General features: G+C 68.1%; 18 protein-coding genes and 1 pseudogene. 7 read left to right on the top strand and 12 right to left on the bottom strand.

What is annotated here, in order from left to right; translation table 11 throughout:
• Positions 1-186: 186 nt before the first annotated feature.
• The 6 genes from ACR2JA_RS14970 to ACR2JA_RS14945 form a co-directional block, all read right to left on the bottom strand.
• Entirely contained in the window at positions 187-963 is a 777-nt protein-coding gene (locus tag ACR2JA_RS14970; protein ID WP_434009877.1) for an HNH endonuclease, read from the bottom strand.
• A gap of 9 nt (positions 964-972) precedes the next feature.
• Positions 973-1,401: a hypothetical protein gene (locus tag ACR2JA_RS14965; protein WP_434009876.1), complete on the bottom strand. Its 429-nt coding sequence runs from the start codon at positions 1,399-1,401 to the stop codon at positions 973-975.
• 183 nt (positions 1,402-1,584) lie between these two features.
• Positions 1,585-2,361 carry an NYN domain-containing protein gene (locus tag ACR2JA_RS14960; RefSeq protein ID WP_434009875.1) on the bottom strand — a complete coding sequence of 259 codons (777 nt, stop codon included), beginning with the start codon at positions 2,359-2,361 and terminating at the stop codon, positions 1,585-1,587.
• A 58-nt stretch (positions 2,362-2,419) separates the two neighbouring features.
• The gene (locus tag ACR2JA_RS14955; RefSeq protein ID WP_434009874.1) at positions 2,420-2,719 is read right to left on the bottom strand and encodes an acylphosphatase; all 300 of its coding nucleotides are present in this window, start codon (positions 2,717-2,719) and stop codon (positions 2,420-2,422) included.
• Positions 2,716-3,501 carry a DUF4239 domain-containing protein gene (locus ACR2JA_RS14950; RefSeq protein ID WP_434009873.1) on the bottom strand — a complete coding sequence of 262 codons (786 nt, stop codon included), beginning with the start codon at positions 3,499-3,501 and terminating at the stop codon, positions 2,716-2,718. Before ACR2JA_RS14950 ends, ACR2JA_RS14955 begins: the two co-directional genes overlap by 4 nt.
• A gap of 28 nt (positions 3,502-3,529) precedes the next feature.
• Positions 3,530-3,949: a PACE efflux transporter gene (locus ACR2JA_RS14945; protein ID WP_434009872.1), complete on the bottom strand. Its 420-nt coding sequence runs from the start codon at positions 3,947-3,949 to the stop codon at positions 3,530-3,532.
• Positions 3,950-4,037: 88 nt separating this feature from the next.
• Here ACR2JA_RS14945 and ACR2JA_RS14940 point away from each other — a divergent pair, with 88 nt between their 5' ends.
• Positions 4,038-4,382, top strand: a complete 345-nt coding sequence (locus ACR2JA_RS14940; protein WP_434009871.1) for a thioredoxin family protein — start codon at positions 4,038-4,040, stop codon at positions 4,380-4,382.
• A gap of 18 nt (positions 4,383-4,400) precedes the next feature.
• Here the strand turns inward: ACR2JA_RS14940 and ACR2JA_RS14935 are convergent, their stop codons facing one another.
• The gene (locus ACR2JA_RS14935; RefSeq protein WP_434009870.1) at positions 4,401-4,610 is read right to left on the bottom strand and encodes a heavy-metal-associated domain-containing protein; all 210 of its coding nucleotides are present in this window, start codon (positions 4,608-4,610) and stop codon (positions 4,401-4,403) included.
• Positions 4,611-4,682: 72 nt separating this feature from the next.
• A complete protein-coding gene (locus ACR2JA_RS14930; RefSeq protein ID WP_434009869.1) occupies positions 4,683-5,096 on the bottom strand; it encodes a CoA-binding protein in 414 nt (137 codons plus the stop codon).
• A 20-nt stretch (positions 5,097-5,116) separates the two neighbouring features.
• On the opposite strand from ACR2JA_RS14930, the pseudogene ACR2JA_RS14925 reads away from it, so the two are divergent.
• The 4 genes and pseudogenes from ACR2JA_RS14925 to ACR2JA_RS14910 all read left to right on the top strand — a co-directional run bounded on the left by ACR2JA_RS14925 (position 5,117) and on the right by ACR2JA_RS14910 (position 8,610).
• Positions 5,117-5,343 (top strand): annotated as a pseudogene (locus ACR2JA_RS14925) (ATP-binding protein).
• A 162-nt stretch (positions 5,344-5,505) separates the two neighbouring features.
• Positions 5,506-6,948: an NCS1 family nucleobase:cation symporter-1 gene (locus ACR2JA_RS14920; RefSeq protein WP_434009868.1), complete on the top strand. Its 1,443-nt coding sequence runs from the start codon at positions 5,506-5,508 to the stop codon at positions 6,946-6,948.
• Between the two features lie 63 nt (positions 6,949-7,011).
• The gene (locus ACR2JA_RS14915) at positions 7,012-7,758 is read left to right on the top strand and encodes a GntR family transcriptional regulator (RefSeq protein ID WP_434009867.1); all 747 of its coding nucleotides are present in this window, start codon (positions 7,012-7,014) and stop codon (positions 7,756-7,758) included.
• 189 nt (positions 7,759-7,947) lie between these two features.
• The gene (locus ACR2JA_RS14910; RefSeq protein WP_434009866.1) at positions 7,948-8,610 is read left to right on the top strand and encodes an NAD(P)H-dependent oxidoreductase; all 663 of its coding nucleotides are present in this window, start codon (positions 7,948-7,950) and stop codon (positions 8,608-8,610) included.
• Positions 8,611-8,631: 21 nt separating this feature from the next.
• On the opposite strand, the gene ACR2JA_RS14905 is transcribed toward ACR2JA_RS14910, so the two are convergent.
• Genes ACR2JA_RS14905 through phnF form a run of 4 tightly spaced genes read right to left on the bottom strand, consistent with a single transcriptional unit; the run spans position 8,632 to position 11,414 of the window.
• Positions 8,632-9,390, bottom strand: a complete 759-nt coding sequence (locus ACR2JA_RS14905) for an endonuclease/exonuclease/phosphatase family protein (RefSeq protein ID WP_434009865.1) — start codon at positions 9,388-9,390, stop codon at positions 8,632-8,634.
• Complete coding sequence (gene phnN, locus ACR2JA_RS14900; protein WP_434009864.1) at positions 9,387-9,956, bottom strand: phosphonate metabolism protein/1,5-bisphosphokinase (PRPP-forming) PhnN; 570 nt, start codon at positions 9,954-9,956, stop codon at positions 9,387-9,389. Before phnN ends, ACR2JA_RS14905 begins: the two co-directional genes overlap by 4 nt.
• Entirely contained in the window at positions 9,953-10,666 is a 714-nt protein-coding gene (locus ACR2JA_RS14895; RefSeq protein ID WP_434009863.1) for a DUF1045 domain-containing protein, read from the bottom strand. Before ACR2JA_RS14895 ends, phnN begins: the two co-directional genes overlap by 4 nt.
• On the bottom strand, positions 10,656-11,414 hold the full coding sequence (gene phnF, locus ACR2JA_RS14890; RefSeq protein WP_434009862.1) for a phosphonate metabolism transcriptional regulator PhnF: 759 nt from the start codon (positions 11,412-11,414) through the stop codon (positions 10,656-10,658). The genes ACR2JA_RS14895 and phnF overlap by 11 nt, the downstream gene beginning before the upstream one ends.
• A 75-nt stretch (positions 11,415-11,489) precedes the next feature.
• Between phnF and phnG the strand changes: the two genes are divergently transcribed.
• Together phnG and ACR2JA_RS14880 are read left to right on the top strand one after the other, a co-directional pair.
• Positions 11,490-11,990, top strand: a complete 501-nt coding sequence (gene phnG, locus ACR2JA_RS14885) for a phosphonate C-P lyase system protein PhnG (protein WP_434009861.1) — start codon at positions 11,490-11,492, stop codon at positions 11,988-11,990.
• A partial coding sequence (locus ACR2JA_RS14880) for a phosphonate C-P lyase system protein PhnH (protein WP_434009860.1) occupies positions 11,987-12,354 on the top strand: 368 nt, incomplete at its 3' end. The genes phnG and ACR2JA_RS14880, both read left to right, overlap by 4 nt.

The raw sequence follows: 12,354 nt of genomic DNA, 5'->3' as shown, positions 1-12,354 counted from the left end.
AAATCAGTGTTGGCCCAAATACCCTATGGGTCACTAACGGCACAGATTTCTCCAGCAGGGTGCACCATGAACCCACTGTTCATCGTCCACGGGGGACAGAAGGGGCTTCTCGCCGTTGTATGCGGCGCTGATGATGGATCAGAGCTGCGTATGACAAGGCGCAAGCGCCTTGTCATACACCCTGCGTCAAAGGAACCCGAAACGCGACGCGTGCGAGGCCAAGAACTCTGGATCGGGTTTGAATCGTTCGGGCAGACGAATAGATCGTCCGTCAAAGGCCTTCAGCGTTTCTTTCGCAAAACCGTCCAGCAAGGCGTCTTTCAAGTGCTCGGCTACTCGGATCGTGAAGTCGGGCATGACGGTGATCAAACCGACGTCGTACGCCTTGTCGTGTAACGACGACAAGAGCAGCCCGTTGCGCGGGTTGAGGCGGTTCTTCTCATCCATGCTCCACGGGAGAATGTGACTGGCAACGAGCAGCTGCGAGATGCCAAGTCCACTGATACAGCACCGCGCGTTGTAGCTCGCGAGCACTGCCCGTCGAAAGCGTGCTTGATTGACTCGAACTTTGACCGTCGCACTCACCGATTTGCCCTCTGCAATCTCTGGGACGTCTTCGGCGACATCTGCGCCGGGTGCCACCCCGTGCTCGCTGCCGTAGTGCTCGTATGTGCGTGCAGCCTCGTCGGCAACCAGATCCCAGTTGCTGTTGAGCTCACTCCAGATTTGCTTGTCGAGTCGTGAAGCGTTGCTCATTCCCGCGCGCCCGCTTGCACGCACTTGCGGATCGAGACTCGCGAAGTTGACCAACTTGAGCGCGACCGACCCAGACGTACGGCCGATCCATTCGGCCAAATGCTGGATCAATGGGTTTCGCTGATGCAGTTGTCCGAACGGCAACTGGAAATAAACATGCAGCGCAGCGAGCGTCTGTTCGCGGGTCCAGTCTGTCGATCTAGGCATTGGGTTTCCCTACGGTTCGTCCGGATTTGGCACGCTTTTCAAGTAGTCGTGCCACTGATGCATGTTGATCCGGGGCTTCTTCCGGAATGCGTCATCAGGACGGCGGCACTCCTCGGGCGATACATAGAAAACCGTCCAATCGCCATAGTAGGCACCCTCGAAATGGATCATGTCCTCCACCACCTCTAGGTTCACCGCAAGATGACCTGAATTGCAGCAGGCGCGAGCATCCTGGCTGTTCACGAAGTACAGATGTACATGCGCCATGTAGGTGGTGTGGCAATAGATCAGCGGGCCGAGCACCGGTCCAGCAAAACCCCAATCGTCCATGTTCTCTTTTCGGTTGTTGCGACCATGGAAAAGACCGAGGTACATGCCGGGATAGGTTGGACGCTCGCCGTACTGAAGGCGTTGTGGAGTCGATTCGGTTGGGTTCAAGGCGTTCCTCCTGTTTTGGGGACCGCAGACTACTCAACTGAATCGTTCCCGACACCCAGGACATTGCCTGGGGTGACAGCGGCTGGAAGCCAGCGCAGGATGGGAGCGCGGGCGCCTATTGCTCATTCAAGCGCTTCCATTGACCAGCTCACCGCGAACGCCGTCGCCAGTGTTCGTCGCCCCTCAGGCTTCTTGCCCGCCTCCAGCCGCCTGCACGAACCAGTGATCGCCTGCCCCTTGTTGGAGTTTGAGAAAGTCGTAGGTCTTGAGCATGTTGAGCAGACTGGCGTGACCATACTTTTTTGGCGTAAAGGAAGGGTCGGCTCGCTTCAAGTAAGAACCCAGCATGCTGATGCTGACCTTGCCTTCTGAGGTGTCAGCTGCCAACAGCGTGACCGCATCGACCACGAATTTCGGGCGCTGCATAGGTAAAGGCTTGGGCGCCTCGGATTTGGTCGGCTCCGACTTCTTCGCACTTGCTTTTGGAGCGGGAACCTCGGCTTCGATCGGTTCCGGCTTCACCCACTCAAAGAACTGGTCGCTCGCATTGCGCAACGCATCCGGGCTCTTGGCTTCGCCCACGATGTGTACCGTGGCGCCGCGTTCGCGCAGCTTGCGGCAGAGGTAGGCAAAGTCGGAGTCGCTGGTGACGAGGCAGAAGGTGTCGGCCCGGCGGTCGAACAGGGCTTCGATGGCGTCTAGCGCCAGCGCGATGTCGGACGTGTTTTTGCCCGCGGCGTACTGGTATTGCAGGCAGGGTGTGAAGGCGAGGCGGACCAGCGCTTCCTGCCATTTGTTGGCCAGGGTGGTGTGGTTGCCGTAGCCGCGGCGCAGCACGACGCGGCCAAACTGGGCCACCACGCGCAGCGCGTATCCGAGGATTTCGGGGGTGGTGTTGTCGCAGTCCACCAGGACGGCGACGCGCGATTCGTGGTCCGCGCTGTGGTGGTTGTTTGCCATGCGTCTGGCCTCCCTGAAGTTGAGGCTCACATGATAGGCAGCGCGTCGTGGGCTGGGGCTACACCGTCTCCCGTTGCTCAAACCCGCTCAGCACCTCTGCGGTCCCCAGCGCCTCCCGCACCTCGACCGCTTCCACCCGCGCCATCACTGGCCCGCGATGCGCCCAGTCGATGAGCATTTGCACGGCATCAGCCCGTCCACAAGCCAGTGCCTCCACGCTGCCATCGCGCCGGTTGCGCACCCAGCCGGTGATGCCCAGCGCTTGCGCCTGCTGCGCCATGCTCCAGCGGTAGCCAACGCCTTGCACGCGGCCGGTGATGCGCAGGTGGCGGGTGATGACGGTGGTGCTGTCGCTCATGGTGCGCTGGCTAGGGGCTGGGCCAGCTGGGCGATGGGGGCGGGCGAGACGAAGGACGGGCTCTGGAAGGGGTTGCCCTGCATGAGGACGATGGCGGCGGTGGGGGCGGCGGCCACCGAGAACAGCACGATGGCGGTGGCCGCGGCGCGCAGGTGTTCCACGTGCACGACGGCGATGGAGACGAGCGTGAGCAGGCCGAGGAAGGCCATGCCCATCCACTTGAGCGGGTTGACGTGCATCTGGCTCAGGGCGATGCGCAGGTCGCGGTCGTCGCGCAGGTGGGCCACGGTGCCGAGCATGAGGCTGTGCACGCTGGCTCCGGCGGCCTGCGCCATGGCGGGGCTGGCCACCAGGCTGAGCAGCTGGTCGGCGCTGCGTTGCGCGGCAGGGCTGCTGCTGCGCTGGGCCAGTGGCTGCCATTCGGCGGCGGTGGCGGCGGCGTGGGTGCGCACGGCGGCGCGCAGGCTGGTTTGCTGCGGGTCGGGCAGGCCGCGGGCCAGTGCGTCGAGCGTGCGCAAGCCGTCGGCTTCGCGGTAGACGGCGTTCATGGCGCGGTCGTGTGCGCTCCAGGTGTCGTTGGCAATGAAGGCGAGCGTGAGGCCGAACAGCACGCCCAGGATGTTGAGGAAGGGTGGCACCACGCCGGCCAGCGACAGCACCTGTGCACGCCAGCGCGGCGCGGCGAGCACCCGCCAGATGGCCCAGGCGGCCAGGGCGGTGCCCAGCAGGGCGACGGTGGCGTAGACGTAGTGGTCGTAGACGGCGAGGCGGGACGGTTCCATGCGGTCATTGTGCGCCGGTGGCGCTGCGTCACTGGGCCGAAGCGGGTAGGCCGAACACCTTGTCGAACGACCAGTTGAAGACGAAGGTGTAGAGCAGGAAAAACAGGGCCAGCCCGATCTCCAGCACCAGCGCGTGCTGAAAGCTGATGCCGAACCACCACGAAAACAGCGGCACCAGCAGCACGAGAAAGCCCAGCTCGAAGCCGACGGCGTGGGCCACGCGGCGGCCCAGGCCGCGGCCGCGCACGCGCTGGCGCGTTTCCCAGCGCTCGAACAGGGTGTTGTAGACCAGGTTCCACACCACGGCGATCACGGCCGTGGCCACCGCGATCGCACCGGCGCGCTCCAGGCTGGCGTTGGCGCCGGCGGCCAGCCCGGTGCTGCTGAAGGCGATGGCGAACAGTTCGTAGAGGCCGACGTAAACGACTTTTCGGCGGATGCCTTGCATGGGGGGGTCTGGTCTGGCGGAGAGGTGGATCGGCGCGTGGGGGCGCGGCTATGCTCCCCGGATTGTGAAGTGCTCGGGAGCCGGTGGCATGTTGCGTGTGGTCTGTTTGTGTGCGGAGTGGTGCAGTGCCTGCCGGGCCTGGCGCCCGGACTGGGACGCGCTGGCCGCGCGCCACCCGCAGCGCCGCTGGCAGTGGCTGGACATCGAGGACGAGCCGGACCTGATGGACGCGGTGGGGCTGGACATCGAGACCTTTCCCACGGTGCTGGTGGCGCGCGAAGGGCGCGCGCTGTTCCTGGGCGCGGTACCGCCGCAGCGGGCGTTTGTGGAACACCTGGTGGCTCGCCTGGCCGACGCAGACACAGCCCCGGCCGGGGTGACGCCGCAGGCCCAGGCGCTGGCCCACGCGCTGTGGCAGCGCCAGGCGGGCTGACCCGGCCGGGCGTGCCGCTCAGACCACCGACGCTTCGTAACCCGCTTCGGCCAGTGCGGCGGCGATGTCTTCGGGCGCGATCATGGTGGTGTGATTGACCCAGGCGGTTCGGGCGGGCAGGTCCACGTCGGCCTGGCTGACGCAGGGCAGGTCCTGCAGTTCGAACATGACGGCGTCGGCATCGGCCTGCGTGTGCAGGGCAGGAATGTGGAAGGTGGTTTCGGGCATGGGTGCGATGGTGCCTGAACCGCGGGCCTCGGCCCCGCAAAGGCCGCCCACCCCCTGCGCATCTACCGGGCATCAACCGCGCAGGAGGCGCGCGTGTTCCACCTTCAGGCAGCGGTCCCATACCGAGTCGAGCCCGGCCGTGGTGGCAATGCGGTCGGCCTCGGTGCTGCGCAGGCCCAGCTGCTGCCACAGCGTCCGGGCGCCGATGGCCACGGCGCTGCGCGCGATGTCGGGGATGTCCTCCTCGCGCCGGAAGACGTTGACCATGTCGATGGGAAAGGGGATGTCTTCGAGCCGGGCGTAGGCCTGTTCGCCGAGCACATCGGTCAGCCGCGGGTTGACCGGCACGATGCGGTAACCGTGGCGCTGCATGACCTGGGCCACGTCGTGGCTGGGGCGCCAGGGGTCGGCCGAGAGGCCGACGACGGCGATGGTGCGGTCGCGCGCGAGGATGCGGCGCAGGGTGTCGGGATCGGTGTGCGGCATGGTGCCCACACAATAGCGCGATGGCCACCGAGCGCAAGGCACTGCCCGTGATCGACCCGCAGCGCTGCACCGGTTGCGGCTGGTGCGTGGGCGCGTGCCCGCCGCGCGTGCTGTCGCTCGAAGCAGCCCCGAACTGGCAGAAAAAGAGCACGCTGCACGACGAGGCCGGCTGCACCGGTTGCGCGCTGTGCGCGGTCAAGTGCGCCCGTTCGACGCGATCGCGATGGTGCGGACCGGCCCGGCCTGAGTCGTCCACGCGACCACCCCTTATGCGAATGCAAGGGAAAACCCGCAGACTGCCGCACCCCATCTTGTATACATTGTTGAATACCAACTTGTGTTCCAAGCCACCGTTGGCCATCCAATGAAACAGGCCGCGCTCTGGCGCCGCCGCACCGGAGACCTCCCCATGGACATACGCAATCCATCCCCTGCGCTCTACAACGAGGACCTGGCACCCGCCAAGGAACGCAACTGGGGTCCCTTCAGCATCTTCAACGTCTGGACCTCGGACGTGCACAGCCTCTGGGGCTATTACCTGGCGGCCAGCCTGTTCCTGCTGTGCGGCAGCTTCACCAACTTCCTCATCGCCATTGGCCTGAGTTCGCTGGTCATTTACGCCCTGATGAACCTGATCGGCTACGCCGGCGAGAAGACCGGTGTGCCTTACCCGGTGCTGGCGCGGGCCTCGTTCGGTATCTGGGGCGCCAACCTCGCGGCCCTGGTGCGCGCAGTGGTGGCCTGCTTCTGGTACGGCGCGCAAACCGCCGCCGCCTCGGGCGCGATGGTGGCCCTGCTGATCCGCAACCCCGACCTGCTGGCCTACCACCAGATCGTGCACTTCCTCGGGCACTCCGGGCTGGAGGTGATCTGCTACGTGGTGATCTGGGCGCTGCAGCTGCTAATCATCCAGCGCGGCATGGAGACGGTGCGCAAATTCCAGGACTGGGCCGGCCCGGCGGTGTGGATCGCGATGCTGGTGCTGGCGGTGGGTCTGACGGTCAAGGCCGGCGGCTTTTCGTTCGACCACGGCATCCCGATGGACCTGCTGGTGGAGAAGACCAAGGACGCCGGCGTGAGCGGCGAGCCCGGCTCGTTCTGGGCCCTGATGGCGGTGGGCGCCACCTGGATCACCTACTTCGCTGCCCTGTACCTGAATTTCTGCGATTTCTCGCGCTACGCCAAGGACAAGGACGCGGTGCGCAAGGGCAACCTCTGGGGTCTGCCGGTGAACCTGATCGCTTTCTCGCTGGTGGCTGGCGTCACCACCATCGCGGCGTTCAAGGTCTACGGCGAGGTGCTGCTGCACCCCGAACAGATCTCCGCCAAGTTCGACAGCTGGGTGCTGGCGCTGATCGCCGCCCTGACCTTCGCCGTGGCCACGCTGGGCATCAACGTGGTGGCCAACTTCGTGTCCGCCGCGTTCGACATTTCCAACGTCTTCCCCAAGTCGATCAGCTTCAAGAAGGGCGGTTTCATCGCCGCCGGCATCGCCCTGGTGCTCTACCCCTTCGCGCCCTGGGAAGGCAATGCGGCGCATTTCGTGAACGCCATCGGCTCGGTCATGGGTCCGCTGCTGGGCATCATCCTGGTCGACTACTACCTGGTGGCCAGGGGGAACATCAACGTGCAGGCGCTGTACGAGGAACACGGCGAGTACCGCTATGAAGGCGGCTGGAACCTCAACGCCCTGATCGCCACCGGCGTCGGCGCGCTGTTCTCCACCATCCTGCCGACCTTCACCCAGCTGCTGCCGTCGTGGTGGGGCACCTACGGCTGGTTCTTCGGCGTGCTCATCGGCGGCGCCACCTACTGGATCATGGCCACGGTGCGCCCGCGCCGCGCCCCGTAAGGCGGCCAGAACCCTGGTGTCGCAATAATGCCGGCTGCCCTTCCAACGCTGCAGCCCATTGCCATGGACGCCACGCCCGACATCGCCGAACGCATCGTCCAGTCCATCCTGACGCGCAAGATCCTGCCCGGCACGCGCCTGGGCGAACAGGAACTGGCCGATCTGTTCGGTGTCAGCCGCACCCTGGTGCGCGAAGCCCTCATCCAGCTGCGTGCCCGGGGCTTCGTCGAGGTGCGATCACGCGTGGGCTGGTACGTGGTGGAGCCTTCGTTCGAAGAAGCCCGCGAGACCTACGCGGCCCGGCGCATCATCGAGTCGGGCATGCTGCGCGACGCCGGCCAGCCGCTGCAATCGGTCATCCGCCGCCTGCGCCAGCACGTGGCGGATGAAAAAGCCTGCATCGCCAGCGGCGAGCCGGGGGCCCGCAGCATCGCGCTGGCCGACTTCCACGTCTGCCTGGCCGAGTGCCTGGGCAACCGCTTCATCACCGCCATGATGGTGGACCTCTCGGCCCGCACCACCCTGGTCTCGGCCCTGTACCAGTCGCGCTCGGACGCCGAGGTCAGCAACGACGACCACGCGCAGATCGTCGACGCGCTGGCCGCCGGCGACAACGCCCGCACCGAACAGCTGATGCGCGAGCACATCGACAAGCTGGCCGCCCGGCTGGACGAGCGCTGGTCGCAGGAGGGCAGCGCGCGCGAGCGCCTGCACGCCGCGCTCAAAGGGCCGGACGTCCCGGCACCGCCGCCTGCCGCCCGGGCGCGACGCACCACCAGCCCCAGACCACGGCCGCCGGCGCGAGGCTGAGGCGCACGGCGGCCACGGCGGCCACGGCGCACGCCTATACCCGATCCGCCCGACGCGCGCTGAGGCGGCGGCACATGGGCGTGCCAGCCCGGCCTTTCCGCGTGGGCGACATCGCGGTTTGCTGCACTGCGGCATCATCGAGCGCATGTGTCCGCACCGGGCGGGCACTCCTTTTTTTCGGAGCATTCCATGAGCGATCTGTCGCAACCCCAGGCCCCCGTGCTGCTGGACAAACTGCAATGGCGTTACGCCACCAAGAAGATGGACCCGGCCAAGGCCGTGCCGCAGGACAAGGTGGACCGCATCGTCGAGGCCGCCCGCCTGGCGCCCACCTCCAGCGGCCTCCAGCCGTTCGAGATCTTCGTCGTCACCAGCAAGGCGGTGCGCGAGCAGATCCAGCCCATCGCCTGGAACCAGGCGCAGATCACCGACGGCTCGCACCTGCTGGTGTTCGCCGCCTGGGACAACTACACGGCCGAGCGCATCAACCACATGTTCGACCTGACCAACGAGGTGCGTGGCTTCCGCAACGAAGGCTGGGAAAACTACCGCCAGATGCTGCTCAACAGCTACCCGCAGCGCGACGCGCAGGTGAACTTCGAGCACGCCGCCCGCCAGGCCTACATCGGCCTGAGCGCTGCGCTGATCGCCGCCGCGTTTGAAGAAGTGGACGCCACGCCGATGGAAGGCTTCGACCCCGCCAAGCTGGACGAGATCCTGAAGCTGCGCGAGCGCGGCCTGCGCAGCGTGGCCATCGTGCCGCTGGGCTACCGCGCCGCCGAAGGCGACTGGCTGGTGAACCTGAAGAAAGTGCGCCGCCCCCTGGAGCAGTTCGTCACCGAAGTGAAGTGATGTGACGGGTCGGCGCCGCTGTCAGAGCGACAGGTCGGCGCAGACCCCGAAATGGTCGCTGGGCAGCACGCCGTGTGCATCGGCGCGGTCCAGCACCACCGTGGCGGCGTGCACCGCCACCGCCGGGGCCGCGGCGGGCATGCGCAGAAAGATGTGGTCCAGATCGCGCGCCGCGCCTTCTGGCGTGCGGTGGGTGCATTTGGTGCGGCCGCCGAACACATCGACCAGGGGGCCGCGGGGATGCACGCAGCCGGCGATCTCAAGGTCCTGCGGCGCGGCGTTGAAGTCGCCGCACAGCACCACCGGGGCAGCGCCCGCCCACCGGTCCAGTGCTTCCAGCACCACGCCCAGCTGAGCGCGCCGCAGATCGGCCCGGTCGGGCAGGTGGCTCAGGTGCAGGTTGACCAGCCACCAGTCTTCTTGCTCTCCCTCCAGCCGCAGGCACTGCGCCAGGCGCTCGCCGTCGCGCGGGTCCTGGGGCAACACCAGCGCGCGCTGCTCCCGCACCGGGCGGCGGCTGAGCACCGCCAGCCCGGCGGTCGAGTCCACCCAGACCTTGCCCACGCGGCGCCGTTTGGCGCGCGCCGGCAGCGCGTGCAACGGCAGGCCCAGGGCGTGCGCCAGCGTCTGCGCGGTGTGGATCTGCCCGTCGGCGGTGCGCAGGTCTTCCTGCAGCGCCACCACGTGGGGCGCCATGGCCTGCAGCCCCACGGCCATGGCCCGCAGACGCCGCGGGTGGTCGCCTTCGGCCTTCCAGGTGTTGAGCGAGACCAGCCTCACCGGGCCGGGACCTCGGCCGGAGCGAAGCGGCGCTGCAGCGCGGCGTGCAGCATGCCGACCGCGTCTTCCACCCGACCGTCGTTGGCGATGTGGATGGCATCGTCGGGCAGCGCCATGTCGACGTGGCGCGCCAGCCGGTCGGAGATGGACTGCACGCTCTCGCGCTGACGGGCCTGCAGGCGCTGGCGCAGCAGGTCGGCGGGCGCGCTGATCTGGACCACGGTGGCCTGCGGCCACTGGTGCAGCACCTGCTGCAGGTAGGCCCGCGAACCGTTGACGAAGACGCAGTGACCACTGGCCAGCGGGGCCAGTTCGGTGCGGCGCACGCCGTACCAGAGGCCATTGGCATGCCAGGCCATGGCGAAGGCCTGTGCCTGCTGCAGGCGCTGAAAGCCGGGTTCGCTGACGCATTCGTGCGACTCGCCGCCGGCCTGCGCCGGTCGGGTGACGGTGCGCCGCGCCCAGTGGGCCGGCGGCAGACCGGACCACAGCGCGCGCAGGCCGAGCAGCACGCTGTCCTTGCCGGCGCCGGAGGGGCCGACCACGTAGATGAGACCTTGCGTCATGCGGCAAGCTCCAGCTGTTCGAGCAGTTCGAAATCGGCGCCCGGTGTGGGTTCAACAAAGAGGGAGAGGCGGTCCAGCCGCCAGGGTGGCAACGCCGCGAAGTGCGAGCGGGCGGCCCGCTCCAAGCGCTCCACCACCGCGTCCGGCACGCCGTCGAGCGGGCCGGTCAGCGAGCAGTGGAAGCGGAACTGGTGCAGCACCCAGGGGTAGCCCCAGGACAACATCAACGCGTCCTCTTCGGGGGTCAGCGGGGCGCGGCGGCGGCGCGCCAGCTCCGCGTCGGACAGCGGCGCCGCCAGCGCCTGCAGGCGCCGCACGCAGTCGTCGGCCAGCGCGCCCAGGGTTACGGGCGGTGCCTGCGGGCGCAGCGCCAGGAAGTGCCCGAGGCGGTCCACCCGGAGGTCGGCCAGTTCGACAGCGCGGTGGTCCCGGCCGATGGCGGCCAACGCCTCGCGCAGGGCCTGCAAGCCCACGCCGGGCGCCAGCCGGAACGGCGCCTTGAGCGTGGCGTGCCAGCCGTAGCGGCGCGGGTCGGCGGTCACGGCCTGCTGCACCGCCGGGTCGACGCCATTGATCACCGGCATGGGCAGGGCGCAGCGGCGCGCGGCACAGCGGCCCAGCCATTCGCTGCCACGTGCCCACCAGGCGGACGCGGGATCGGGCGCTGCGTAGACCGCGACGCGGTGGAAGGGCACAGGCTCAGACGGCATGGTCGTGGTCCACGGTGAGGGTGACGCGGTCCCCGGCGAACCAGGTGCAGGCGTATTCGATCGGCGTGCCGTGGGTGTCCACGTTGACGCTGCTGACGTAGAGCGCCGGCCGGGCCGCCGGCTGCCGAAGGTGTGCGGCCAGCGCCGGGTCGGGCAGGCGCGCCGAGATGCGGCTCTGGCGCCGCGTGTAGTCGGGCACGCCGCAGTCGGCAAAAGCCTGCGTGATGGAGCCGCTCTGGCGCACCCGCTCGTCCAGCCCGGCAAAGCGCGGGCAGGGGAAGAAGCGGTCGCTGACGTGCAGCGGCTGGCCGCCGCCGTCCCCCACCACCTGCAGGTGCAGCACCGTGCTGCCGGTGCGGATCTCCAGTGCCTTGGCCACGTCGGCGCTGGCGCGCACCGTGCGCGAGGCCAGCACCCGCAGGCCGCCGGGCAGGCCAGCCTGCGCCAGGCTCTGGCGGTGGCGTGTGCGGCGGCCCAGCACGAGGTCGACCGCGAAGTCCTCCACGTAGGTACCGCTGCCCTGCGTGGAGCGCACCAGGCCGATCTGGCCCAGGCTGGCCAGCGAGCGGCGGATGGTGTGGCGGTTGACGCCGTACTGCTCGGCCAGCAGGTGTTCCGAGGGCAGGCGATCGCCGGGGGCGTAGATGCCGCGGCCGATGGCGTCGGCGATTTCGTGGGCGATGCGGGCCCAGAAGCTGTGATCGGGTTCGGGCAGGAGCAGGGCGGAAGAGGCGGTGGTTCTTGTCATGAAAAGGACACAGGTGAAACCTAAGCTGATGGTCCGGACACAAGTTGTCTACACAGCTTTCAGGCTAACACGACGATGTTTCACGCGTTTGACAACCACAGGCCGAACCGGTCCACCCCCCGCCCCGAATGGATGGCCCTGCTGTCGCGGGCCCCGCTGCCTTTGCTGGAACAGGCGCTGTCACAGCAGGCGGCCTTGGCGCCGCAATGGCTGCGCAAACCCGAGACCGGCCTGTACATGGTGCAGGGCCGCGCCGGCGGCACCGGCGAGCGCTTCAACCTCGGCGAGCTCACCGTCACGCGCTGTGCGCTGCGCGTGGGCGACGAGGGCAGCGCCGTCGGCGTGGCCTACGTGATGGGCCGCAACCACCGGCAGGCGCAGCTCGCGGCCATGGCCGATGCGCTGCTGCAGGACCCCGCGCAACACGAGGCGCTGGACGCGGCCTTGTTGCACCCGGTGCGCCAGCACCTGCACCTGCAGCGGGCGCAGCGCGCCGCACGGGCGCAGTCGACCCAGGTGAACTTCTTCACCGTGGCCCGCGAGTCCGGCAGCGCCGACGAAGGAGACGAAGCATGAAGACCGAAGACCTGCAACGGGTGCGCCCCGGCTTCCACGATTCGGCGCTGGGCAGCCAGGCGGTGTTCCGCACCGCGCTGTCGGCGCTGTCGCACCCGGGCCGTGTGATCGAGATGCCCGATGTGTCCGAGCGCCCGCACCACGGCCACGGCGCCGCCGCCCTGCTGCTGCAGGCGCTGGTGGACAGCGACTGTGCGGTCTGGCTCTCGCCCGCGCTCGCCGCCACCGACGCGGCGGCCTGGCTGCGCTTTCACACCGGCTGCCGCTGGGCCGGATCGCCCGCGGCGGCGCGCTTCCTGTGGGTGGCCGCGGGGGATGCGCTGCCCCCGCTGTCGTCGCTGAACGCCGGCACACACGAGTACCC

The sequence above is a fragment of the Hydrogenophaga sp. genome, from assembly GCF_051007235.1.
Classification (GTDB): domain Bacteria; phylum Pseudomonadota; class Gammaproteobacteria; order Burkholderiales; family Burkholderiaceae_C; genus Hydrogenophaga.
This window is presented reverse-complemented; position numbering and strand designations above follow the sequence as displayed.

Coding starts and splice junctions, on each gene's coding strand:
- ACR2JA_RS14970 (WP_434009877.1), bottom strand. CDS start 963: ATGCCTAGATCGACAGACTGGACCCGCGAACAGACGCTCGCTGCGCTG.
- ACR2JA_RS14960 (WP_434009875.1), bottom strand. CDS start 2,361: ATGGCAAACAACCACCACAGCGCGGACCACGAATCGCGCGTCGCCGTC.
- ACR2JA_RS14955 (WP_434009874.1), bottom strand. CDS start 2,719: ATGAGCGACAGCACCACCGTCATCACCCGCCACCTGCGCATCACCGGC.
- ACR2JA_RS14950 (WP_434009873.1), bottom strand. CDS start 3,501: ATGGAACCGTCCCGCCTCGCCGTCTACGACCACTACGTCTACGCCACC.
- ACR2JA_RS14945 (WP_434009872.1), bottom strand. CDS start 3,949: ATGCAAGGCATCCGCCGAAAAGTCGTTTACGTCGGCCTCTACGAACTG.
- ACR2JA_RS14940 (WP_434009871.1), top strand. CDS start 4,038: ATGTTGCGTGTGGTCTGTTTGTGTGCGGAGTGGTGCAGTGCCTGCCGG.
- ACR2JA_RS14935 (WP_434009870.1), bottom strand. CDS start 4,610: ATGCCCGAAACCACCTTCCACATTCCTGCCCTGCACACGCAGGCCGAT.
- ACR2JA_RS14930 (WP_434009869.1), bottom strand. CDS start 5,096: ATGCCGCACACCGATCCCGACACCCTGCGCCGCATCCTCGCGCGCGAC.
- ACR2JA_RS14920 (WP_434009868.1), top strand. CDS start 5,506: ATGGACATACGCAATCCATCCCCTGCGCTCTACAACGAGGACCTGGCA.
- ACR2JA_RS14915 (WP_434009867.1), top strand. CDS start 7,012: ATGGACGCCACGCCCGACATCGCCGAACGCATCGTCCAGTCCATCCTG.
- ACR2JA_RS14910 (WP_434009866.1), top strand. CDS start 7,948: ATGAGCGATCTGTCGCAACCCCAGGCCCCCGTGCTGCTGGACAAACTG.
- phnN (WP_434009864.1), bottom strand. CDS start 9,956: ATGACGCAAGGTCTCATCTACGTGGTCGGCCCCTCCGGCGCCGGCAAG.
- ACR2JA_RS14895 (WP_434009863.1), bottom strand. CDS start 10,666: ATGCCGTCTGAGCCTGTGCCCTTCCACCGCGTCGCGGTCTACGCAGCG.
- phnF (WP_434009862.1), bottom strand. CDS start 11,414: ATGACAAGAACCACCGCCTCTTCCGCCCTGCTCCTGCCCGAACCCGAT.
- phnG (WP_434009861.1), top strand. CDS start 11,490: ATGTTTCACGCGTTTGACAACCACAGGCCGAACCGGTCCACCCCCCGC.